Origin of the sequence: Psychrobacter pulmonis (assembly GCF_904846465.1) — a bacterium.
Lineage (GTDB): Bacteria > Pseudomonadota > Gammaproteobacteria > Pseudomonadales > Moraxellaceae > Psychrobacter > Psychrobacter faecalis.
On the sequence record NZ_CAJHAT010000001.1, the window covers coordinates 263,183 to 287,613 of the forward strand.

At 43.2% G+C, this 24,431-nt stretch carries 21 protein-coding genes; 5 read left to right on the plus strand and 16 right to left on the minus strand.

Annotated features, from left to right (window positions below; translation table 11 throughout):
- Positions 1-92: 92 nt before the first annotated feature.
- Positions 93-668 carry a TerD family protein gene (locus tag JMX70_RS01115; protein WP_068408073.1) on the minus strand — a complete coding sequence of 192 codons (576 nt, stop codon included), beginning with the start codon at positions 666-668 and terminating at the stop codon, positions 93-95.
- A gap of 327 nt (positions 669-995) precedes the next feature.
- Here JMX70_RS01115 and JMX70_RS01120 point away from each other — a divergent pair, with 327 nt between their 5' ends.
- Entirely contained in the window at positions 996-1,655 is a 660-nt protein-coding gene (locus JMX70_RS01120) for a 7-cyano-7-deazaguanine/7-aminomethyl-7-deazaguanine transporter (protein WP_201588881.1), read from the plus strand.
- A gap of 145 nt (positions 1,656-1,800) precedes the next feature.
- Here the strand turns inward: JMX70_RS01120 and JMX70_RS01125 are convergent, their stop codons facing one another.
- From JMX70_RS01125 to queC, 8 genes are all read right to left on the minus strand, one after another.
- The gene (locus JMX70_RS01125) at positions 1,801-2,862 is read right to left on the minus strand and encodes a DUF475 domain-containing protein (protein ID WP_201588884.1); all 1,062 of its coding nucleotides are present in this window, start codon (positions 2,860-2,862) and stop codon (positions 1,801-1,803) included.
- Between the two features lie 279 nt (positions 2,863-3,141).
- Positions 3,142-3,717, minus strand: coding sequence for a TerD family protein (locus JMX70_RS01130; protein ID WP_144297139.1), 576 nt, complete (start codon positions 3,715-3,717; stop codon positions 3,142-3,144).
- A 297-nt stretch (positions 3,718-4,014) separates the two neighbouring features.
- Positions 4,015-6,321 carry a bifunctional 23S rRNA (guanine(2069)-N(7))-methyltransferase RlmK/23S rRNA (guanine(2445)-N(2))-methyltransferase RlmL gene (gene rlmKL, locus JMX70_RS01135; protein ID WP_201588886.1) on the minus strand — a complete coding sequence of 769 codons (2,307 nt, stop codon included), beginning with the start codon at positions 6,319-6,321 and terminating at the stop codon, positions 4,015-4,017.
- A 204-nt stretch (positions 6,322-6,525) separates the two neighbouring features.
- Positions 6,526-7,713: a mechanosensitive ion channel family protein gene (locus tag JMX70_RS01140; RefSeq protein ID WP_226928854.1), complete on the minus strand. Its 1,188-nt coding sequence runs from the start codon at positions 7,711-7,713 to the stop codon at positions 6,526-6,528.
- Between the two features lie 244 nt (positions 7,714-7,957).
- Positions 7,958-9,454: a dihydrolipoyl dehydrogenase gene (locus tag JMX70_RS01145; RefSeq protein ID WP_201588888.1), complete on the minus strand. Its 1,497-nt coding sequence runs from the start codon at positions 9,452-9,454 to the stop codon at positions 7,958-7,960.
- Positions 9,455-9,525: 71 nt separating this feature from the next.
- Positions 9,526-10,023, minus strand: coding sequence for a peroxiredoxin (locus JMX70_RS01150; protein ID WP_201588890.1), 498 nt, complete (start codon positions 10,021-10,023; stop codon positions 9,526-9,528).
- A 176-nt stretch (positions 10,024-10,199) separates the two neighbouring features.
- Positions 10,200-10,529, minus strand: coding sequence for a hypothetical protein (locus JMX70_RS01155; RefSeq protein WP_068408057.1), 330 nt, complete (start codon positions 10,527-10,529; stop codon positions 10,200-10,202).
- Positions 10,530-10,869: 340 nt separating this feature from the next.
- Positions 10,870-11,679 carry a 7-cyano-7-deazaguanine synthase QueC gene (gene queC, locus JMX70_RS01160; RefSeq protein WP_227671117.1) on the minus strand — a complete coding sequence of 270 codons (810 nt, stop codon included), beginning with the start codon at positions 11,677-11,679 and terminating at the stop codon, positions 10,870-10,872.
- Between the two features lie 273 nt (positions 11,680-11,952).
- On the opposite strand from queC, the gene ttcA reads away from it, so the two are divergent.
- Positions 11,953-13,155, plus strand: a complete 1,203-nt coding sequence (gene ttcA / locus JMX70_RS01165) for a tRNA 2-thiocytidine(32) synthetase TtcA (RefSeq protein ID WP_201588892.1) — start codon at positions 11,953-11,955, stop codon at positions 13,153-13,155.
- Between the two features lie 235 nt (positions 13,156-13,390).
- Here the strand turns inward: ttcA and JMX70_RS01170 are convergent, their stop codons facing one another.
- The 6 genes from JMX70_RS01170 to ccoN all read right to left on the minus strand — a co-directional run bounded on the left by JMX70_RS01170 (position 13,391) and on the right by ccoN (position 19,546).
- A complete protein-coding gene (locus tag JMX70_RS01170) occupies positions 13,391-13,972 on the minus strand; it encodes a FixH family protein (RefSeq protein WP_191690606.1) in 582 nt (193 codons plus the stop codon).
- 198 nt (positions 13,973-14,170) lie between these two features.
- Positions 14,171-15,583 carry a cytochrome c oxidase accessory protein CcoG gene (ccoG, locus tag JMX70_RS01175; protein ID WP_201588893.1) on the minus strand — a complete coding sequence of 471 codons (1,413 nt, stop codon included), beginning with the start codon at positions 15,581-15,583 and terminating at the stop codon, positions 14,171-14,173.
- Positions 15,584-16,092: 509 nt separating this feature from the next.
- Complete coding sequence (gene ccoP / locus JMX70_RS01180) at positions 16,093-17,238, minus strand: cytochrome-c oxidase, cbb3-type subunit III (protein ID WP_201588895.1); 1,146 nt, start codon at positions 17,236-17,238, stop codon at positions 16,093-16,095.
- Positions 17,235-17,417, minus strand: a complete 183-nt coding sequence (locus tag JMX70_RS01185; protein WP_010199605.1) for a CcoQ/FixQ family Cbb3-type cytochrome c oxidase assembly chaperone — start codon at positions 17,415-17,417, stop codon at positions 17,235-17,237. The genes ccoP and JMX70_RS01185 overlap by 4 nt, the downstream gene beginning before the upstream one ends.
- Complete coding sequence (ccoO, locus tag JMX70_RS01190) at positions 17,417-18,055, minus strand: cytochrome-c oxidase, cbb3-type subunit II (protein ID WP_201588898.1); 639 nt, start codon at positions 18,053-18,055, stop codon at positions 17,417-17,419. Before ccoO ends, JMX70_RS01185 begins: the two co-directional genes overlap by 1 nt.
- A 9-nt stretch (positions 18,056-18,064) precedes the next feature.
- Positions 18,065-19,546, minus strand: coding sequence for a cytochrome-c oxidase, cbb3-type subunit I (gene ccoN, locus JMX70_RS01195; RefSeq protein ID WP_201588901.1), 1,482 nt, complete (start codon positions 19,544-19,546; stop codon positions 18,065-18,067).
- 877 nt (positions 19,547-20,423) lie between these two features.
- Between ccoN and JMX70_RS01200 the strand changes: the two genes are divergently transcribed.
- Complete coding sequence (locus tag JMX70_RS01200; RefSeq protein ID WP_198327917.1) at positions 20,424-20,813, plus strand: SCP2 sterol-binding domain-containing protein; 390 nt, start codon at positions 20,424-20,426, stop codon at positions 20,811-20,813.
- Positions 20,814-20,919: 106 nt separating this feature from the next.
- On the opposite strand, the gene JMX70_RS01205 is transcribed toward JMX70_RS01200, so the two are convergent.
- On the minus strand, positions 20,920-21,900 hold the full coding sequence (locus JMX70_RS01205) for a hypothetical protein (protein ID WP_201588903.1): 981 nt from the start codon (positions 21,898-21,900) through the stop codon (positions 20,920-20,922).
- A 461-nt stretch (positions 21,901-22,361) separates the two neighbouring features.
- On the opposite strand from JMX70_RS01205, the gene JMX70_RS01210 reads away from it, so the two are divergent.
- The gene (locus JMX70_RS01210) at positions 22,362-23,597 is read left to right on the plus strand and encodes a lipoprotein-releasing ABC transporter permease subunit (protein WP_201588906.1); all 1,236 of its coding nucleotides are present in this window, start codon (positions 22,362-22,364) and stop codon (positions 23,595-23,597) included.
- A gap of 51 nt (positions 23,598-23,648) precedes the next feature.
- On the plus strand, positions 23,649-24,329 hold the full coding sequence (gene lolD, locus JMX70_RS01215; RefSeq protein ID WP_144297124.1) for a lipoprotein-releasing ABC transporter ATP-binding protein LolD: 681 nt from the start codon (positions 23,649-23,651) through the stop codon (positions 24,327-24,329).
- The last annotated feature ends 102 nt before the right edge of the window (positions 24,330-24,431 follow it).

The following is a 24,431-nucleotide window of genomic DNA, read 5'->3' on the forward strand; positions in this document are numbered from 1 at the left end:
TAGGCACACTTGATGGCTTATTGATTATCGCAATCAAATAGTCGATTGCGATAGTGGTTTCGGTAGTCGTCTTACAAACATCTTATAGAGCGTTAAACGTTGACGCCATAAGAAGAGGCTAATGGGCCTAGACCACCACTAAAGCCTTGACCAACAGCGCGGAATTTCCAGTCACCGTTATGGCGATATAACTCACCAAAAATCATCGCCGTTTCAGTGCTACCATCTTCTGATAGGTCATAACGGGCGATTTCGGCTTGACCATTATCATTGACCACACGGATATAAGCGTCGCCAACTTGACCAAAGTTTTGGTTACGCGCTTGACCTTCATAAATGATGGCGCAGATAGCGACTTTACTCACATCTGCTGGAATACTAGCAAGATTGATTTTGATTTTTTCATCATCACCGTCGCCTTCGCCCGTACGGTTGTCACCTGTGTGCTCAACCGCGCCATTGTCCGACTTTAGATTGTTAAAGAAAATAAAATCTTGGTCATTACGCACTTTGCCTGCTTCGTTTACCAAAAAGGCAATGGCGTCTAAGTCAAATTCTTGACCATCAGTAGCGCGTGGATCCCAGCCAAGACCAACGGTAATGTTGGTTAAGCCTGGGGCTTCTTTTGATAAGTTTACGTTGCCGCCTTTTGTTAAGCTAATAGCCATATAAATATCCTTTGGATTAATAATTAAGTGGATTTGATTTTATAAAATAAAAATAGGGCAGTCATGCTATTTACGCGTAAGTATTTCAGCGCAAAAAGGTCAATAAATCGACCTGTACGCCATAACCTGCCTATCATTACGTTTTACTATACTAAGCGTTTGCTTACTAAGCAAGGTGTATTTTGTGTGCCTATCTGACAGTTATATTTTTGCTTATATAAGAGGATGTTACGAGCATGTCTGACCTATTTTAGCTATTTATCTTATTATCATTTATAATAGCGCGCTCAGGTTCCCTCCACCCTGACTCAAAAAAAGGCCTCCTTTATGAATACCTGTACCATTTCGACCAATCCCTCTACATCCATTCGCTACAGCCGTGCGTTGTTCTGGCTTGTCAGCCTGCATATCTTTATCATCGCCATTAGTAATTATTTAGTGCAAATACCGGTCGGGCTATTTGGCTTTATTACCACATGGGGGGCGGTCACTTTTCCTTTTATCTTTTTAATTACGGATTTGACCGTACGCATCTTTGGTCAACATCTCGCTAGACGCATTATTTTCTTTGCCATGCTGCCAGCGCTCGCTATTTCTTACTATTTTTCGGTCGTATTTGCAGATGGACAGTTCGTCGGTCATGAGCATCTGCTCGATTTTAATTTATTTGTCTTTCGCATTGTCCTTGCCAGCTTTAGTGCTTACGTCATTGGACAGCTGTTAGATATCAAAGTCTTTAATAAGTTACGCCAGCTTAAAACGTGGTGGATTGCACCCCTAGCATCGACGTTTATTGGTAATCTGGTCGATAGCTTCTGCTTTTTTGCCATCGCTTTTTATAAAAGCCCAGATGCTTTTATGGCAACGCACTGGGTTGAGATTGGCGCGATGGATTATCTGTTTAAGATAGTGATGGGCGTGCTTATCTTTTTACCTTTATATGGTGTGATATTGGCAAAACTACAAAAGATGCTCGCTGATAAGTAGAGCAAAAATTAACAGCCTAAGCTAATCCCTGCTCACAATTCTATTCTTCATAGCCACTATAAAAAACAGGTCATAACCAATATTGGTGATGACCTGTCATGGAACAACTTAACTGAGTCTAATGCTTACACTTAAAATTACGACGTTATTCGAGCGCTTGGCGTTTGCGATAATTGAGTGACGCGACAAACGCCCAACCAATGAAGGCAATACCAATCAAACCTGTGATAAGCTCTGGCACATGGAATTTCACCGACAATAGCATAATGATGGCTAGAGCGCCGATGGCATAATGCGCGCCATGTTCGAGATAGACAAACTCATCAAGCGTGCCTTTATCGACTAAGAAAATAGTCATCGAACGTACGAACATCGCACCGATTGCTAGACCGAGCATAATCACGATAACGTCATTGGTAATCGCAAAGGCGCCAATCACGCCGTCGAAGCTGAATGAGGCATCAAGGACTTCTAGGTATAAGAAGCCGATAATACCTCCTTTCATAATCGCGCTGGTTGCTGCTGCACCTGAGCCAGCTTCAGCGTTTTCTAAGTCTTCTTCAAGGTCGCCTTCAAGCATACCCGAGACCACTTGTACGCCAAGGTATACCAAGATACCCCAAACGCCTGCAATCAATACCGCGGCTGACTGCTCAGGGTCAGCAAATGATACGGCAATCATCAACACGATAAGCGCGACAAAGACGCTCATGGCATCTACTTTGCCAAGCTTTGCCAAGCGGCTCTCGAGCCAATCAAACCAGTGCACTTCTTTATCATCAAAGATAAAGTTCAAGAACACCAATAGTAAGAAGATACCACCAAAGGCTGAGATTTCAGCATGGTGTGCCATTAGTCTTGCCGAGTATTCTTTAGGATCGTTCAATGCCAAATCTATAACTTGCATCATACCAAGGTCAGCCGTCACTGCTACGATAACGATTGGGAATACCAAGCGCATCCCAAATACAGCAATCAAAATACCAACGGTTAAAAATATCTTTTTCCAAAATTCATCCCAGCCTTTGAGGACTGAGGCATTAACCACCGCATTATCGAATGATAATGAGATTTCCATGACGGCCAAAATAGCGGTAATAGATAAGGTTGCGATCAAACCACCCATCCCGCCATGTGAATATCCCCACCATGCCGCGATCGCTAATGCAATGGCGGTAAAGATAAAGTCTAAATAAAAATGTCTCATGACATATCCTGTCTGGTTGCATAAAGCTAAAGTCGGTCTATTATAAACACAAACCACAAAAAAAGTGGTTATCGCTAACCACTTTTTTGCCTAATTTTAAACGAAACTTAAAGCATTACCAGTCTTTTAGCTAGGAATAATTGTGACTATTTTGCAACCATATTTTACTGGCAGAATGACAAGTGATAACGCTGCCATATTGTCCTAAGTTTCGGAAGTGTTTATGTCTAGGCATTGTTTTTAGTATGGGCTAAGTTTTTCGCAGAGGTTAATATCGAGTTAGATATTGACGCCATACTGATGACACATGGCTTGTAAGCCGCCTGAATAGCCTTGACCAACGGCGCGGAATTTCCACTCACCGTTATGACGATAGACTTCGCCAAACACCATTGCCGTTTCCACCGAGTAATCTTCTGCTAAGTCAAAACGTACCACTTCCGTGCCAGTTTCTTCATTGACCACTCGGATAAAGGCATTGGCGACTTGACCGAAGTTTTGGCTACGGGCAGCAGCATCATGAATCGTGACTGTAACGACGATTTTATCGACATCAGCAGGCACTTGGGTTAGGTTTACTTTAACGACTTCATCATCGCCGTCGCCTTCGCCAGTACGGTTGTCGCCAGTATGCTCAACTGCGCCATTGTCAGATTTTAGCTGGTTGTAAAAGATAAAGTCATGATCGCCGCGTACTTTACCCACAGTGCTGAGTAGAAATACACTGGCATCCAAATCAAACTCAGCGCCAGAGGTTGCGCGCTCATCCCAACCAAGACCGATAAGCAGCTTGGTTAAGTTTGGGTCAGTTTTAGTGAGCGATAAGTTACCGCCTTTATTAAGGGATAATGCCATGGAATTGTCCTTGTTATTAGAGTAGGGAAGGTTTAACTATTAAAGCGTTAGGAAGGAATGCTATAAAAGTCAAAGTCTATAAATATAAGCGATAGCGGGATTAAACTGTTCGTAAAACTATCGTTTAACGGTTGTCTAACCATTACTTAATGACGCTCTATCATAACAACAAAAAATGACCCAATCAAAGCCGATTGGGTCATTGTTATGTGTACGGTTATGCGTACGATAAGACTGACGATAAAGGACAGCATTTAAATGCGGTGCTTAACCTTTACCAGCATCTAGAAACCTAAATTATAGGCTTTGACGATGGCGAATCTCAAAACTTTGATGAATCGGCTTTTTGATATTAAAATCAAAACCTATCGTTTGTGGCGTGATATCAATAATGTCATAGCGTTCGGTTAATTGCTCATCAAGCTCAAAGCGCGTGAAGTTGTTGGAAAAATACAACACGCCATCAGAGGTCAAACGGTTCATCGCACGATTAATAAGGGCCGGATGGTCACGCTGCACATCAAAAGTTCCTTGGAACTTTTTTGAATTTGAAAATGTTGGCGGATCGATAAAGATAATATCAAATTGTTCCGTATTACCCTTAATCCATTCAAAAATATCAGCGGCGACGAATTGATATTTATTGCTGCTGACATTTAAACCATTTAAAGCAAAGTTTTGCTTGCCCCAATCGAGATAGTTTTGCGATAAGTCAACGCTGGTGACTTTTTTCGCGCCAGCCAATGCCGCGTGGACGCTCGCCGTGCAAGTATAAGCAAATAAGTTCAGCACCGATTTGCCGCGGCTATTGTCTTTGATACGGGCGCGCATATTGCGATGGTCAATAAACAAGCCCGTATCGAGGTAATCGGTAAAATTGACGTACAGATAGGCGCCATTTTCGCGCGCAACATAAAATTTACCGCGTTTTTCGCTACTGCCTTGCTTGCTATATTGGTCATTTCCCGATTGGCGTGCCCGAGTTTTGATAAAAACTTGTTCGCGGTTAATATTGAGCACTTCGCGAATGCCCATCAAGGCCAAATTAAAACGTTTTTTCGCGGTCTCTACCGGAATGGTTTTTGGTGGCGCGTATTCTTGTACGTGTACGTAATCGCCATACAAATCAATCGCCACTTTAAAGTCAGGCAAGTCAGCGTCGTAGACGCGAATATTGCTGGCAGTGTCTTTGCTAGCGAGTCTTTTAAGTTTGCCCAGATTTTTTTGCAAGCGGTTAATAAAGTCTTGGCCTTCTTCCACGGCAATCTCGCGCTTCTCAAAGCGACTAATAAGGCTACCTGTTTGCCCAGCAATCAAGGTACCGTAGCGGAAATAAACCGTGATTGCCCCATTATGGCAGCGTAAAGTTTTTGGCTCTTTAATGGGCAAGATATCAACCTGTTCGACATTGGCTGCCAAGATACCAAGCATCGGATTGACGCCACTACCCGCAAAGCTGTCTTGTAAGATAAGCCCAAGCGCTTGATATAATGGCTTAATCATCTCTTCATCGCCCAAGCGCTCACCGTAAGGTGGGTTGGTAATGACCAAAGGATTGCTTAAGCGGCCATCATCGGCTAACGGCTTTAAAACGTGGCTGAGCTGATTGAGGGCGCGGGTTTCAAGGTCAAGTAGCGGTAATAAATCCTGCAAACCTGCGGCAATCAAGTTCTTTTCTGTCGCCAAAATCGCGCCACTATCGGCATCGAATCCCAAAACGAGCGGCAATGTATCAGGTTGTTCGTTGATAATCTCTAAAGCTTCACGAAAACGCGTCTGCGCATCGTCAATCATCTGTTGCCATAGCGCTTCATCATGATGTTGCCATTGATAAAAGCCAAATTGATTGGCCGCTTTATCGATACCGACAGCATAATCGCAGTGCATGAGTAGCGCTTCAATGATGAAAGTACCAGAGCCGCACATCGGGTCGATTAGGGCATTATAAAAAGGGGCATTACCGGCATCATTTTTCTTATGCCAACCCGCGCTATAAAGTAGCGCCGCTGCCAAGTTTTCTTTTAGCGGCGCTTCAGTCATGGCAACGCGGTAGCCACGGCGGTGCAAACTGGTACCTGATAAATCTAAATACAGCTCAGCCTGCTTATCATTGACCGTCGCAAAGACTGAAAAATCTGGGTTTTTACTATCGACATTCGGACGGCTGTCATAGATTTCGTTAAAGGTATCGGCAATCGCATCTTTGATACGCAGCATGGCAAATTGCTGACTGACGGCAACGCGCTTATCGACAGACAGACGAATGGCGAACGTCTGCTCTAAGCCAAATTGCTCGGTCCAATTGACCGATTTTGCCAAGCCATAGAGCTGTTCTGCCACATCGTATTCAGTATTGATATTTTTACGTTTAATCAGCATCAAGACCCGCGACGCCACCCGCGACCATAAACAAATGGTATATAGGTCGCGCAAGCTACCAGTGACCGCTAAGCGTCCTGTACTTTTCATCTCACTTGCAATGCCAAAGCTGCTTAGCTCAATTTGTAGCGGTGCTTCAAGCCCATCGGCACAAGTAATAATAAGGTCAAGCGACAACTCGGCTGCAGCGGTTGATAAGGAGTTGGGCGTGGTAGTTTCGGTCATACGGTTACCTGTGGGCTAAATTGATAAATAATGCACCTCAAAACCCTGATGTTTAAAATCTTAAGGCTTAAAATTATGAGGTTTAACTGGCAATTTTACCATAATTACGAAGTTGATAGTTTAAAGTGGCAGTGTTTATGGTGCAGTGTTTAAAAGCTACGTTGAAAAAATGATGACTTACTGGGTTTTGAGATTATCGAGCCGTTATTCAGCATCTTTTTTTAATGAGTTGTCTTCAGTAATCAGTTTGGTCGTGGTTGCAAAGGGTTTGGTGTCGATAGGAGAATCAACGTTTTTTGGCATTAGCAGGCGCATATGCGGGTAGGGGGTTGAGATATTTGCCTCATCGAACGCCCGTTTGATATTTTCCGTCAAGGCCTCTTTAATCTTTGGCATACGCGCAACGGCGGCAGGCTTGACCCAAAAACGGATGACAAAAAATACCCCATATTCGCCAATCTCGTCTACCGTCGCTGAGGTTTCAGGGCGTTTTAGCACCACTTCACTATCAGACAATACTTGTAAAATAACCTCGCGCGCCTTATCGACATCATCTTCAAAAGCAATGCGCATACGGATATCAAAACGGATAAAGTTTTTTGAAGTTAAATTGGTGACCACTGATGAGGCGACATTGGAGTTGGGGATGATGACGGTGATGTTATCACGGGTTAAAATATGGGTCGTGCGTAACGCGATGACCACAACCCGCCCTTCATTGTCATTGATATTGACCCAGTCACCGACTTGAAAGGACTGCTCAAGTAAAATGGTAATGCCGGCGATAAAGTTAGCAAGCGTCGATTGGGCGGCAAAACCCACGGCAATACCGGCAATCCCCAGACCTGCTACCAAAGATACGATATCAAAGCCAAATTGTGCCATAACGCTGGCAAGCCCGAATACCAATAATAGCACCGATAAAATATTTTTAAGCAGCTGCTCAATAGAGGCGTTTAGACCATAATGCTGTAAAACCTTATGTATAATTTGTCCAGATGACGCCCATAACACATAGTAAATTCCCGCCCACGTACTGGCTTTGGCCGTGGCTTTGACCGTATCTGGTTCAAAGCTTAGCTGACTCATAATAGCGATTAAACTGCTGACTATCCAAATATAGCGTAATACCGAGCGGGCGATTTTGGAGCGGCGTTCATTGAGACCAATGCGGCTTTTGCTTTTTTTGATAAGATAGATGGCAAGCCAATAAAAAAATCCCAATACCGCCAGCAGTATTAGGATTTTGATGGCCGTGCTCACCAGTTCTACTGATTTAGAAGTCCAGTCGAGTGAGTCTTCTTCGATGGAACCGCCGATAGCAATATATAGGCTGGTATGTAGGTCGCGAACAATCTCTTGAAAGAAGTCAGTAATACCAGCGATTGCCATTGTTTTATCCATGCAAAGTTTGGGTCTACATCAAATGAATCGTAAAAAGAGCTTATACTAAGATAATTCAGCTATAAAATCATCTAAAAATAAAGTTTTAACGCTAAATTTCTAAGGAACAATCAGCATTTTTAAGGAACAATCAGCGTAAACCGCACAGCTCATTTTCGATCTGAGCTTAGCTGCGCGTAATAGCTTAAACCATATTAACGTTAATTTTAATAAAAATGGTTTTATCAGTCGATTAAAAAGTCCCTTCTTGAGTATCGTGATACTGATAAGGAATTTTCATCATACGCTGCACATCACGTAACGCCGTACGCAAACCTTCTAGTATCGTCGGATGATAAAAAGGCGTATCGAGCATGTCCTTTATACTCATATCATTGGTAATCGCCATCGCCAATATATGACCGATATATTCCGCATCAGGGGCAACCATGCTTGCGCCCAAGATTCTATCTGTCTTTTTGCAACCATAAATGTGCAGTAGACCACAATTGACACCCATCACGCGGCTACGACCTTGATTATCAAAGCTGGCTTTTCCAATCACATATTCAAGCTCTGGATCGGCTTGTATTTCAGGTAGCGACATGCCGACGTTAACGATTTGTGGTGAGCAAAAGACGATAGAAAACGGCGCGGCAGTTGGGCGGATATATGCATCGCTATTGTTGTTACAGACCATACTACCCGCACTAAAACCTTCATCACTGGCAACGTGTAATAAAGGCAAATTGGCATTGGCGTCACCGACAATATAAACTTCTAAATTGCCAATTTTACCCGTTTTTTTATCGAGCTGCTTTGGGCGATTTTTGTCATCAAGCTCAACCCCTACGTTTTCAACGCCTAGGGCCGCGATATTATTGCGTCGGCCCGTAGCGACCAATACATACTCACCCTGCCACTGGCGCGCTTCACCAGCGCTGTCTTCGTAATCGATAAAAGCCGCTGAGCCTTCGTTATCTGCTGCTTGCTGACCGACATCGTTAATCTTGCTGCCCAAATGCATGGTCAGCTCACGACTTAAGCAATCAATGGCTTTATTACTGATATCCTCATCTTTTAGACCGGCGACGCGTTTGTCGCGATTAAAAAGTGTCACCTCGACGCCCAAACGTGTAAAGGCTTGGGCGAGCTCCAAGCCGATAGCCCCTGCGCCGATGACGGCGAGAGACTTTGGTAAATCAGTTAGCTCAAAGACGGTATCGGAAGTCAATAATGTTTTGCCAAGTTTATCCGCCCAGTTATCAGGGATAAACGGCTTACTACCAGTCGCCACGATAATTTTATCGGCTTCGATGAGTTCATCATTGATCTCAATAAGACCTTGTTGGTTGATGTAAGCTCGACCCGCTATTTTTGTCTCAGCAGGCCAGCTTTCTACTTGCTTTTGGACGTAACTGGCAAAATGATTGCGTTCGGCGCGAACCCGCTCCATCACTTGTTTGCCATCTATTTGAGCAGTAGCATGAATACCAAACTCGCCAGAATGGTTGGTGTCATGGGCGCGATCGGCAGCAGCGATGAGAAGTTTACTCGGCATACAGCCGACGGCAATACAAGTCGTTGACCAAGAGCCGTCATTAATAATGAGGACGTCGTCTTTTAGTTTTCTGGCTTGGCGAAAGGCGTTTTGACCGGCGGTACCGGCGCCGATGACCGCCACCGATACCTTGCGCGTCGCTTTTTTATTAGTGTTATTATCGGTGGTGCTGTCAGTCTGTTGATTCATATTACTCACAAAAAAAAGGTTTTATAGTAGTCGATAGAGATAAATAAAATTGCCAAATAATCATAAAAATATTATGGCGCGAGCGTGGCGAGTAAGCGTTCGGTATAGCCGGCTGCGCGTAAATTGCGCTGTGCATGGGTGAGCGTGCCATCTTTATCAAAGACAAAGGCTGAGCGTACAAGACCTAAGCTGACTTTGCCATACATATTTTTTTCTTTAATTACATCAAAATATTGGCATAATTTCTCATCACTGTCGCTAATCAGAGGAATATGCAAATTGTACTTAGCGATGAATTTTTCGTGAGACTCAACGCTATCGCGCGACACACCGATGATATCGTAGCCCAATTCATCAAACGCATTGATATGAGTAGTAAATTCTGTCGCTTGCGTGGTACAGCCTGGGGTATTGTCTTTTGGATAAAAATATAAGATAAGCCCCTTATCGGTATGGGCAACCAGCTCTTTTAGGCTGATATCGTCATAAATAAAATTGCCGTCTAGCTCGCGCACGATAGTGACCGGAAAATCGGGCAGGGCAAGGTTCTCTGTAGTGGGCTTAGCCATTATAAAATCCTTATTAGTTTCGGTTATGCGTATATTATAGTAGGTGGTCTTATTATAGGCAGTTTGGCAGAAATAAATACTCCGTTTTACACTTCACTTATTCATTCGCTACAAAATACAAAAGACTGGCGATGACCAGTCTTTTGTATTTTGTAGCAAATATTTTTTTAAGCAGCTTAGGCAGGTTTTTGTGGCTGTTTTAGGTCCAAGCCCACGGTGCATTGCTGCAAGTCTTTTTGCATTTTTTTCACGTAAGGGAGACCAGATGGGTCTTTTTTACTTTTTGCATAGCTCTCGATTTCCCACATTTGACCGATGGTCATATTGCTACGGACACCGATGGTGCAGTTACAAAGTTTGGTAGCATCGCTTTTATTAGCGACTTTATATTTGACCGCGCCATTGACACAGGTATTGATATTGTCTTGTTTGATGTCGGCCGCGTTTGCTTGTGGTAAGGCAAACAGCGCAGCAAGAGCTAGGGGTAATACAGGCAAAAACTTCATAAACATCCTCTACGGGTCGTGTCAATTTCTCAGATTTTATATAAAAATCTTGGTAGTGTTATGTGGTCACAGGTTTTATGGCTTATATAAGTGATGATAAAAGTATAGGTAACTATAAAAGCCTTTTTTATCTATGTCACTCATTAAGCTGTCGTAAACCAGCAGTACATGCCGCTTGTGACTGACATAGTCGCCCATACCATAGCAAGTAAATCACTTAAAATACAACGCTAGCGTGCTGTGTTAATGCAAGCAAATGTTGCGCAAATGTTTAATAAGCCATTATGCTAAGATAATAATGGTGGCATTTTCAAGTGCTTAACAGAATATTTCCAAAGGCTTATGAAAACTCTTTAGACAGGTAACGCGTCGGGTCAGCAATCCCAGCTTGGGCAAATCCTTGGCGACGTAGGACGCAGCTGTCGCAAATACCGCAAGCAAGACCATTGGCATCTGCCTGATAACAAGAGATCGTCTGCCCATAATCGACCCCAAGCGCTAAACCGAGCTCAATGGTTTTGGCTTTGCTTAAATGCTGTAGCGGAGTTTGAATGGATAAATGATGACCAGTAATGCCAGCTTTGGTGGCAAGGTTTGCCATGTGTTCGAAGGCGGTGATATATTCTGGACGACAATCAGGGTAGCCTGAATAGTCGACTGAACTGACACCGATGACGATATGATTAGCATCAGTGACTTCAGCGACTGCTAAAGCATAAGATAAAAATATGGTATTACGCGCCGGCACATAGGTATTTGGAATGGCGTCATTAGTATCTATATCATTGATATCACTGTCATCGCGACTGTTACTTGGGAATTTATCAGTATCGCCATCAGGGACAGTCATGCTGTGGTCGGTGAGTGATGAGCCACCAAGCTGGGCGATATCGATATCAATAATGCGGTGGTTAACATTGGCAGTCTTTGCAATGGTCTTGGCAGCGACAAGCTCGCTATTGTGGCGTTGACCATAGTTAAAACTGACCGCCGTCACAGACGTATAGCGCGCCTTTGCCCAATACAAACACGTCACGGAATCAAGCCCGCCTGATAGCAGCACCACGGCATTTTGGCTTTTATGTAGTGCTGCTAAATCAGCATTGTCTTTGAGACTGGGAGAGGAGGTTGGCGCAGTTATTTGAGTCATAGTATTGTCTATTGTTGGTTTAAGAAATTTGAAAAATTTGAGTTTTTGAGAAATGGCTATTTTAACTAAGGTGGCATTATTACATAACTTTGAAGATATGTTTAATTGCGCATAAGTTGCGATAAAAAGTCGCACAAAAAGCCACTAATTTTGTGCGACTTTTCAATCTGTTAGCAAAATTTGTTATAATCGCTGCTTTTAAAGCCAGCCTGTTAAAGTTACGGCTGCTTATTTTTACCGTAACATCAACTTTGTAAAGATATTGAGTGTCTTATGACCGTAGCGACCTTGTTTACGCCTAAAATCCCTTCCCAGTTTGATGCAGCAACTAGCGATACGATTTCTGCAGATGCCGATTCTACCAATACCGGCTGGGATAGTTATGCTGAAGATACTGATAGTATGGGGTATGACGACATTGCTGGCGCGGCTATAAGTAATAATACCGCTGAGCAAACATCCTCTACGCAAATTTTACCGACTGAAACGGCAGAATTTCGCAAGCTACAAAAAAAGCTACGTCGCCAAGTATCATGGGCGATTCGCGATTTTAATATGATTGAAGACGGCGATGTTGTTATGGTTTGCGTTTCAGGCGGCAAAGACAGCTATACGTTGCTCGATATCTTATTGCTGCTCAAACGCATTGCCCCGATTAGCTTTGATATCGTTGCGGTAAATCTTGACCAAAAGCAGCCCGGTTATCCCGAAGATATTTTGCCCGCTTATTTGAATGAGCAAGGTATTGCCCATTATATTTTAGAAAAAGATACCTATAGTATCGTCAAAAGCGTGGTGCCAGAAGGTAAAACGTACTGCTCAGCCTGCTCACGCCTGCGTCGCGGTTCGCTATATGGTTTTGCCAAACAAATCGGCGCCACCAAAATCGCCCTTGGTCATCACCGCGATGATATGCTCGCGACGTTCTTTTTAAATTTATTCCACGGCGGCGCGCTGAAATCCATGCCGCCAAAACTGCTAAGCGATGATAAGCAAAACTTACTGATTCGTCCGCTTGCTTACGTTGAAGAAAAAGACATCATTGAATACGCACGTTTAAAAGAATTTCCGATTATTCCGTGTAATCTATGCGGCAGCCAAACCAATCTGCAACGCGCAATTATCAATGATATGCTACGCGAATGGGATAACGCCCATCCACAGCGTTTGGCGTCTATTTTTAAAGCGATGCAAAACGTCGCGCCGTCACAATTGGCCGATCGCGAGTTGTTTGACTTTGAAACTTTAAGCATAGAGCGCGATGACAATGAGCGCTTATTTGAAGGCGATAATATCCAAGCAGGGCAGACCGACAGTTTGGCTGAGATTGGTTTACCAGTAGCGCCAAAAACTCAAGTTTTTAATCCGAAGTTTGCCCATCATCAAAACCCCAACCAGCAAGTGGAAACAGCGGATAATACTACAAAAAATAATCGCAACACGCAAAAAATCCCCACGATTAATCCGGTGATTTAAATCATATAGATAGCTATAGTCAAAATATCCTAAAAACGCGACGGTATTGCTGATATCAATTTTTTGTGGCCTCTGTCTGCGCAGGCACAGCAAGCAAGAAAAACTGATATCAACAGTGCGTGATATATCAATATTACTTTTCACTCGTTATATTTTTATAAAATTAACCCCCAAAAAAAACCAGCGCATTATTCACTAATGGCTGGTTTTTTTTGTATTTATTTAACCTTAACAATTAACTTTTGGCAAAAACGGGTAGAGGGTTAAAACTCACCTCAGGGCGTGGTAATTTTGCCACATCCTGCATACGCCAATCATTCTTTCCATCATAACTGACTTGCAAATAATATTTGCCTTTTACGTCATCCAAATCGACTTGCGCCGTGTACTTGTTACCTTCTTGATGTTTGAGTACCGCATCGCGGTCTTTTTTAATGTCGGTGGCGTGCGAGATAGACAACTCTAAAGAGTCAGGATAGGTTAAAGGCTCACCGTTTAATAATTTACCAGACTGCAAACTTTGCTCAGGATAATTGAGATAAAAAACGACATCGCCATTATCGGCAAACTGCATCTTGCCATGTAAATCTAAATCATAGGTGAGCTTGTCGCGTGAGACGTCATGATATAGGGTTTTGCCATCCATATACCAATCGTCGCGTACCACGCTATCACGGATTTGATAAGAATAATAAACAAACCAAATGCAAGCGATTACTACAAAAGCTGGCATGCCAATGACAAAGATAACCACCATATAGTTTTTGTACCATGGTTGGCTGTCTTGATGCTTAAAGTTCGGTGCTGGACTAGACATAACATACCTATTAATCAGATATTCGTTTATAAAGTGCGGTTTGTCAGCTTATTATAAACGCTATCAAAAAATAAACCGACGGCTCAGAGCAGCCAGTTTAATGATAAATAATTCAGCTGCCAGTCAGTGATGATTAGCCTTTGACCAAGCACCACTAACGAGCGGATGAATAGATAAAAGCAACTACATACTCAATAATTACTGCCCTTGCGTGGTAAAGATATTTTGTTTACTCACATTATATTTACCATCTTCGCTGGCTACTGTTAAAGTAATCGGCGTTTGACCAAACTCAATCACCTCAGGGTCGCCATAAATACTGACTGGCATATCAAAGCTTTCGCCTGCTTCTAACGGTACATCGTTGAAGCGTACGCCTAAGCTCAACCCATCTTGTGGCTCAAGGCTTATTTTATAAGTGTGCGCACTTTGGGTTTTGTTGGTCAATTTAACGATATAGCTGTTTTCAATCATGCCTTGTTGGTTTACTGACGACAACTGATTACGGTCACGGCGAATATCAATCTCTAACGGTACGCGGTCTGTCAATGCATAAACCACACCGCCACAAAGTACCGCAAGCAAGGTTAAATAAGCAAAAAAGCGCGGGCGCAGTACACGGCTTGGCTCTTTTTCGACCAATTGACGCTCTGTGGTATAACGAATCAAGCCACGTGGGTAGCCAACTTTATCCATTACATCATTACAAGCATCGACACAGGCGGCACACTGAATACAGGCAACCTGCAACCCATCACGAATATCAATACCCGTCGGGCATACTTGCACGCACATCGTACAGTCAATACAATCGCCTAAATTCTCAGGATGGGTGCCTTTTTTACGGGCGCCGCGAGGTTCACCGCGCTCATAATCATAAGAAACAATCAAGGTATCTTTATCAAACATCACGCTTTGGAAGCGACCATAAGGACAGATTTGCACGCACATCTGCTCACGCATATAGCCTGCATTGACGTAGGTCGAGAAAGCGAAAATAAATATCGATACCCATATCCAAGTTGACCAGTCAGGGAAGGGGATAACGCCCCCTAACATTTGCCAACTACCATATAGAGCTTCTGTCCCTGATACATAACTGACAAACGTCATCGCCGTAATCATCGAAAATACAAACCAAATAAAGTAGATTAAAAAACGCTTGAAGACTTTTTTAGCATTCATAGGTTCTTTATCAAACTTGATACGTTTATTGCGATCGCCGATGACTATTTTTTCAACGTATTGGAACATATGCGTCCAGATGGTTTGCGGACAGGCATAACCACACCAAACCCGCCCTGCATATACCGTCACCATAAATAGCGCAAAAGCCGCAATAAGCGCAAAGACGGCAAGAAAGTAAAAGTCTTGGGTCAGAAACGTCATACCAAAAATATAATAATGCTGCGACGGCACATCGAACCAGATAGCTTGCCTGCCGTTATACCTTATCCACGGTAAAATCAAAAATAATGCCAATAACGCATACATGCTAATCACGCGGATATTTTGGTAAAATCCGGTGATAAATCTAGGGTGAACGCGTTTTTTATTGGCGTTAAGATCCACCTCAACGACAGGAATTTTATTGGATGGTTGTGCTGACATAAACGTGCCTCTTTAAAAAAAGAATCAGTCTGCTGGCATGATGAACAAATACCTTCAATACCTGGGTATATGGATGTGCGATGTTATCAATGTCAGTAAGTAGCAAGAGCCATACCAAAAAAAGTATCCAAACTTGCTACCAAATGAGCGATTGTAAATAAAGGATTAAAATATGCTTAAATAGATGATTCTATAGTGTTTCTAATAGATTACTATTTTAGCAGTTTCCCTACTATAAATGGGGTGAGAATGCTAAAAAGCAATACTTATCTGCGACTTATTGATAGACAAAGTGCGTATCACTATTGAGCTTGATAAATATCAAAACCAGTGGTGATAGAGCATAAAAAGTATTAAATCTATCGGCAGTTTGATTTTGCGAGTTGCTCGTAGGCAGAGTTTATTAATAAAACATAAAGCTGATAAATAACTAAAAAGGGAGAACTGCAATCACAGTCCTCCCTTTGTCAAACACTACTTATTTACGATATACAACTGACTAAATGTGCTTAGTTTGCAACTGCCGTTTCAGGTGTGGCTGCTTTTGGTGCAGCGGCAGAAACAGGCTGCGCTTTAGCAGGCTGAGGCGTTCTGTCTGATAGAGAATAAACATACGCAGCAAGCAGCATAATACGCTCATTACCTAGTTTGGTTTCCCACTCTGGCATCACACCGGCACGGCCATAACGGATGGTATCACGGATACTTTCACGATCACCACCATACAACCAAATATTATCAGTCAAATCTGGTGCGCCAGTAGAAATCATACCTTTAGCATCATTACCATGACACAGCACACAGTTGGTAGGCTCATTGAATATCACTTCACCTTGAGCAACTTGAGTTGGGTCAAGATCATAACCTGGTTGGTTACCAGAGATTGACAAGACATATTCAGCCGCTGCCCGCACACCATCTTCGCCAAGTTGGTCACGCCAAGCTGTCATACCACCAACACGACCATTATGTAGCGTCGTTAGGATATGTGAAGCTTCACCGCCATATAACCAGTCATTGTCGGTCAAATTAGGATAGCCTAGCGCACCTTTCGCATTAGAGCCGTGACAGACAGCACAATTCTGTAAGAACAAGCGACTACCAACCTTCAATGCATTCGGGTTTTCAGCCAGCTTTTCGACATAAGGTGCCAACTCGGCCACTTTCTCGTCGATTTGCGTCTGCAAGTCAGCTGGCGGATTTTCACTACGACGCATGGTCGCTTGCATGTCAGCAAGAGACGCTAGCGTCGTTGTTGCACCGCTGGCATCTGCTTTAGCCAAAATGTTTTGTTCAAAGTTATCCGTGAATACTTTGTTATTGCTCTCAAGCTCGCTGAACAACTCATTCTTAGAAGACCATGGCACTGTTTCACCATCGACCTCTACTGTTGCCAGACCGTTCCAGCTTGCTGGGAAAATTGCTGGGAAAAATACCCAGTAAGCGGCACCCCAAATGATTGAACCAAAGAATATCACTAACCACCATTTAGGCAACGGTTTGTCATACTCTTTAATGCCGTCATAGGCGTGGCCTGTGGTACCGTCTTCTTCTAGTTCTGGTTTGTACTTCAATACCATCAGTAAGACACCAAGAATACCTGCCCAACACATGATACTTAGTATGGTAATCCAAGAACTCCAAAAAAATGTCATCGTTTATCCTTATTGCGCTGCTCTTCAGACAGAGACTTAATATCCTCGTCATCAAGCGCAAGTTGTGCATCTTCTTCGAAGCGTTTTTTGTTTTTTGGCGAATACGCCCACCATGCAACACCTACGAAGGCAACAAAGGCAGAAACGGTCGCAATTGTTTGTAATTCACCAATACCCATTAGCGCTGTCCTTCCATCGCGGTGCCTAACTGTTGTAGATAGGCAACAAGAGCGTCAAGCTCAGTGGCACCAAGAACAGCATCGGGAGCTCCTTCGATATCTTCTTCAGTATAAGGAACACCGAAGCGATCGCGGAATAGACGCATTTTCGTTTGAACGTTTGACCCATTGACTTCGTTGGTTGCAAGCCAAGGGAAACCTGGCATCACTGATTCAGGAACGAGTGATTGCGGGTCTATCAGATGCTGCTTTTGCCAATCTTCAGAGTAGCGTCCACCAACACGTGCCAAATCTGGTCCAGTACGTTTTGAGCCCCATAAGAATGGGTGATCCCACGTTGACTCAGCAGCACGTGAGTAAGGTCCGTAACGTTCAACTTCAGCACGTAGAGGACGAATCATTTGGGTATGACAAACGTGACAGCCTTCACGAATATAGATGTCACGACCTTCGAACTCTAGTGCAGTCCATGGCTCCATAGAAGGAAGGGGAGCGTTCACCCCACCTTCTTCAGGACCCTTGTTATCATAAATAAGTGGTACGATTTCAACTAGCGTTGCAAAGCTAATAGCAATAACGATACCGATGACCAACAAGCCTGTATTTTTTTCGATAATTTCATGCGGTGTACCAGCCATGATCGCTCCTTATACGTTAGCTGTCGATGGTTTTTCGACACTAGGTTCATGATCCGTTGGATCAGCGACATCTACAGGCTTACCTTCTGGCATCTTGAGTGTTTTATAACAGTTGTAAGCCATCACAAACATACCCGACACATACAATAGGCCACCAAAAGCACGACCAATGTATGGGAAATGCGAGAATTCAACAGTATCAACGAAGCTATATACCAAAGTACCATCTGGGTTGGTAGCAAGCCACATCATGCCTTGACCAATGCCCGAGATCCACATAGATACGATGTAGAAGATTGTCCCTGCAGTTGCCAGCCAAAAATGCGTAGTGATTAAGCTGATTGAGTACATTTTTGGTTTGTTATAAATACGTGGTAACAGTACATATAGCGAACCAATGGTAATCATACCTACCCAGCCAAGCGCACCTGAGTGTACGTGACCTACTGTCCAGTCAGTGTTATGCGATAAGGCGTTCACCGTCTTAATAGACATCATTGGGCCTTCGAACGTCGACATCGCATAGAATGACAATGCCACAATCATAAAGCGAATGATTGGATCGGTACGCAGCTTATCCCAACTACCTGATAGCGTTAGTACACCGTTAATCATACCACCCCAAGATGGTGCGAATAGGATGATAGAGAAGACCATTGCTAAAGACTGCGTCCAATCTGGAAGCGCTGAATAATGCAAATGGTGACCACCAGCCCACATATATGAAGCAATCAATGCCCAAAAGTGAACGATAGACAAACGGTAAGAATAAATAGGACGACCAATCTGTACTGGAACGAAGTAATACATCATTCCAAGGAACGCTGCCGTTAGATAAAAACCTACCGCGTTATGTCCGTACCACCACTGCACCATGGCATCAGTTGCACCGCCAAATAATGAGTAAGATTTAAACGCACTAACAGGGATGGCCATACTATTTACGATATGCAGTAGAGCAATCGTAATAATAAAAGCTGCAAAGAACCAGTTAGCCACATAAATATGTGAGGTTTTACGTTTGATTAGCGTACCGAAGAAAACGATGGCATAAGAGATCCATACCAATGCAATCAAAATATCGATAGGCCACTCAAGCTCAGCGTATTCCTTGGTTGATGTTAAACCTAAAGGAAGGGTAATAACGGCTGCTACGATAACCGCTTGCCAACCCCAAAAGGTAAACCAAGCTAAGTACGGTGCAAATAGGCGCGTTTTACAGGTACGCTGAACAATATAGTAAGACGTTGCGAACAGGGCACAGCCACCGAATGCAAAGATAACCGCGTTAGTGTGTAGCGGTCTTAGACGACTAAATGTCAGCCATGGAATGTCAAAGTTTAGTGCTGGCCATGCTAACTGTGAAGCAATGAACACACCAATACTCATGCCGACGATGCCCCATATCACGGCCATTATCGTAAAGAATCTTACGACAGTGATTTCATACTCACGGTCAATTGGGGCGACTGCTGTGTTTTGTAAACTCATTGGATGATTCCTTTACAGCCCGAATTATCAACAGAATTAACTAACTCTCCGCAGCCTCTATATTATAAAAAATTATAAGCAGATTATGGTTGCGGTACATGTTGTTTTTGCCAAATCTTATTATCGAGACCTTATTTACTATTAAGTCAAACCTACACTAGTTATCAGCGGTTACTGCTGAGTAGAGGGCGGCGATATAAATGCACGGCGCTCACAGCTGGACGATAATAGGATAATTAATAAATAATAAACGGTTAAATTTGATAAGATAATGTGCCTTCCTTGAGCATCAAACATCTATTGAGGCTGAGTATGTATCTTAATTATTACTGCTAAAAAGCCAGTATGAACGAAGATAGATACTGATATTCAATCGGTGATAAAAAACTTATACACCATAAATGTATGCTAGCGGCGGCTGACAAAAACCATGTTTACGTAATGTTTAGTTAAAACTCCCGACTCTGTTTAAGGGTATTGTAACGCAAACCTAATCAAATATCATCAGAACTATGCGCCAAAATACAAACTCTTTGGTAAAAATAGTTATGAACGATATAATCTTTCAGCGTTATACACCTATTTTATACCCAATTTCCCTACTATTCTAGGGGTGAAAAAAGATAGTGCTTTTTGGCGCAAAAAATACAATTAAGCGGTGGTTTTGTAACAATAGCAGCATTTGCGCTATAAATAAGTTTTACTTATCATCGAATCGCACCTTATAATGACGCCTTGTAGTATCGCTAACCAAGTGCTTTATACTGATATTAACGAATATTTTGAACTTTTAAATAGTGGTTAGGCTTAGCCGTATGCTGGCACAAGCCTACCTTCATAAATAACCTCATAAATAATAGGTATTAAGGATAATAATATGGCAGTTTTTTTGACAGACGAATGGTTTGAGCAAGTTGAGAAAATGGGTCAAGAAGCCGGTGAATTAAATTTACCACCAGCGCTTGCTAATATGGTGGTGAACTTAAAAGTTACCGATACGGAGCAAGATATCGAAGCAAGCTTTGCTGACGGCTTACTGCACCGCGGTTTGAATGATAAGGCAACCACAACCTTATTATTGGATCGTAGCCTGCTGCAATCTATCATTACCAACTTTGATACCAATGAAATCATGGGCGCTTTTATGGCCGGTAAAATTCGTGTCGAAGGTGATATGTCACAATTGATGGCAGTACAAACCGCGCGCCCAAGCGCTGAGCAAAAAGAGCTTTATAGTAATATCAAGTCAATAACTACCTTAGCTTAATGGCCTGTTTTTCATTTTTGTATCAATAACGTTTCGCATAAAAAAGCCCTTAATTCACATTAAGGGCTTTTTCGTCGGAGAATTTAACAGTAAGGTAATTTCTAAATTAACTGGCTTTTGATTGTTGCGCAGTTGGTTGCAATTTTTGATTTTCTTTGTAAATCGCCGCTTGTAACCAGATATTGGCTTGTACATAATCATGCACTTCAATAGCAGCGGTGGCTTCGGTTTTAGGTGCGCCGATACGAATGACAAAAGGGTCTGCATCTTGTTCACGCAGTACCACCACATCAACTAAGATAATGGTCTGACCATTAAATAGTGTTTCTTGCTTACCAAGCACCTGACCTTGACACCATGCTTCATCTTCTTGCCCTATGGTATCGCCGAACAAATACGCGCACATATGACCGAGATTAATCTCGACGGGCGCCATTTGTTCTTTGGTTTGAGGCTGCCATGCTTTGATTTGCTCTTGTAAATCGTCAGGCATTTTTCCATCATTAGCGGCGACGATGTCGTTAAAAGCGCGATGGTAGCGAATGGCTTCTTGGTCTTCGACCATAATCACTTCGTCTTGTTCACTCAGCTTAATCTCATGCGCCCACGCACTAAAGTTCACATAATAGGCGGTATCTTGCTGATATAAATGGCGGTTAGCGGTGTACAGCTGGTCGAAAGCATAAATAATGCTGCCATCAGCGGTGCGTAAGCGTAAGACGGTATCGTGAGTGTTGTCATTGACAATCATGCGCTCGATTTTGCACGTCAAACCATAAGGGCTATCGACACAAGGGTAAGCATTAATAAAGCATTCAGGCTTGCCGTCTTTCATCGCCAGCACTTGATTGATATGACAAGGCTGGTCTTCAGATAGCAATAAGCAGCTGTCTTTAGCGCTGACATTGCTGTTGAGCCCTTTCGGCATCGCCGCTTTTTCAATCATCTTTTGTAGCCATTCTGGCACGTCTTGACTCATGTCATCGGTCAAAATCCGCCAATGATCGGCGTGACCGGCAGATTGCTCGTCAGTTAAGGTGATTTTGGTGGGAGATTGGATGTTTTTATATTGATAATTAATGGTCATGAATATACTCAAACTTAAGTCAGCCATGAGGTTTGGGTCTAAAACTGTGATTGCTGACCATTATCCAATATATGAGCGGATTGGTTTATGATAACCAGCAATGTCGTCAGTAAAGAGGCAGCAAACAACAATGAGGGGTTAATGACAATTGTCCTTAGCATACAATATATAGGTATAGACGCAACTAATAGCAAGCCCCTCGCGAAAAATAATATGAAAAGTTGAATTTTTATTAAAAAATACCGGCAGTTTGCGCTAATGACTGGCACATATAAGTCAAATTGTGTCAAACTAGCTCCCTTTTGACAGCGGTATTTTGCTGCTCATAATCCCCTGTTTTTTGTTCGATTGATATGTTTTTGCGGCAACAGCCTTAGTGAGTGTCATACTAAAAGGCGGTTGCTGCATTGGATTTTATAACATAAATAAAGTCGCACGTAGATAAGATAAAGAGTTTGAATATGTTTCGTCCTTTAGCGTTATTTATCGGCTTACGGTACACCCGAGCAGAGCGTAGTAATGGTTTTATCTCCTTTATATCGCTGATTTCAATGATTGGACTGACGCTTGGCGTGGCGGTACTGATTACGGTGCTATCGGTCATGAATGGTTTTGATCGCGAGCTCAAAACGCGTATTTTGGGTATGGTGCCACAAGCGACGGTTATTTCAACCGAGATTATCGGTGATTGGAAAGAGGTAGCTGGTAAAATTAAAGAAGATCCCGAAGTTGCTGCCGTCGCACCCTTTATTCAGCTGCAAGGTATGCTGACCTCCAACGGTCAAGTGGCTGGGATTATGGTCACCGGCGTTGATCCAGAGTATGAGAAAAACGTTTCTATCATCAACGAGCACATGATAGAAGGCAGTATTGATACGCTGCAAAATGGTGAATTCAGTATTGTCCTTGGTGAAGAGATGGTGCAGTCTTTGGGGCTGCGCTTAGGTGATAAAGTGACCTTGGTGCTGCCAGAAGCGTCGCCATCGCCAGCAGGTGTGATACCGCGCTTCAAGCGTTTTACGTTGACAGGTATTTTTACCATCAGTCCCGAGGTAGATAGCTTAATGGCGTTTATTCCGATGGGTGATGCGGCAAAATTACTGCGTCTACCAGAGGGCGCGCAGGGTATTCGTATGAAGCTTGACGATATCTTTAACGCACCGATGGCGGCCCAAAAAGCAGCAGCTATTGCGCCTAACAAGCTTTATCCTAGCGATTGGACGCAAACGCACGGCAACTTATTTGGTGCCATCCAAATGGAAAAAGCCATGGTTGGCTTGCTGCTGTTTTTAATTATCCTTGTAGCCGCTTTCAATATCGTTTCAAGTTTGGTGATGCTAGTCACTGACAAAAAAGCAGACATTGCTATTTTAAAAACCTTTGGCGCTTCACCGCGTCTGATTACCCATGTGTTTATGGTACAGGGCATCGTTATTGGCTTTATTGGTACCATTGCGGGCACGATACTTGGTGTTATCTTTGCCCTGACCGTCAGTGATATTTTGGGCTTTATCAATCAAACCTTTGGCCTCAATTTGTTTGATGCTTACTTTGTAAATTATCTGCCATCGCAGCTGCGTTTGGCCGATGTGGTGCTGATTACCAGTGCGTCATTTATACTGAGCTTCTTGGCGACCATTTATCCAGCGCGCCGAGCAGCGAAAATTCAGCCTGCGCAAACGTTGCGTTACGAGTAATCTACAGGCGTCAATCGTCAATGCCATGATAAAGAAAACAAAGGAAGTACCATGTCTGAAATTTTAAAAGCGACCAATATTAATAAAATTTATGATGAAGGGGCGGTGAGCACGCAAGTATTGACCGGTCTGGATTTGACCGTCAATGCCGGTGAGCGCATTGCGATTGTTGGTACCAGTGGTTCGGGAAAAAGTACCTTGCTGCATTTACTCGGCGGACTTGATACCCCCAGTAGCGGGGAGGTTTGGCTACACGGGCAGCTATTAAATAGTATGAATGAGACCGAGCGCGGGGCGATGCGTAATAAACACTTGGGGTTTATTTATCAGTTTCATCATTTGTTAGCCGAATTTACCGCGGTTGAAAACGTTGCTATGCCGCTACTGATGCGCCCAAAAGTATCGACGACCGAGGCACGTCAACAAGCGATAGATATTTTAAAAAGTGTCGGTTTGGAGCATCGTTTGGCGCACAGACCCGGTGAGCTATCAGGCGGTGAGCGTCAACGTGTGGCGATTGCTCGCGCGCTTGTGACCAAACCATCACTTATTCTGGCCGATGAGCCGACTGGTAACTTAGATTATGACAACGCCCAAAGTGTGTTTGGGCTGTTATCCGAGCTACAAAGCACCATGCAAACGGCGCTATTGATGGTGACGCATGACCGTAGTTTGGCAGGCCTTGCTGACCGTCAGCTGTTATTGCGCAATGGGCATTGGGAAGATTACTAAAGGCGTCATTTTTAATACTTTTTTTCAATAAACTGTAGAACTGCTGTTACTGAGCAGCAGCATGATACGGTTAGCTTTTTTATAAAAGTTACTGATAAAAAC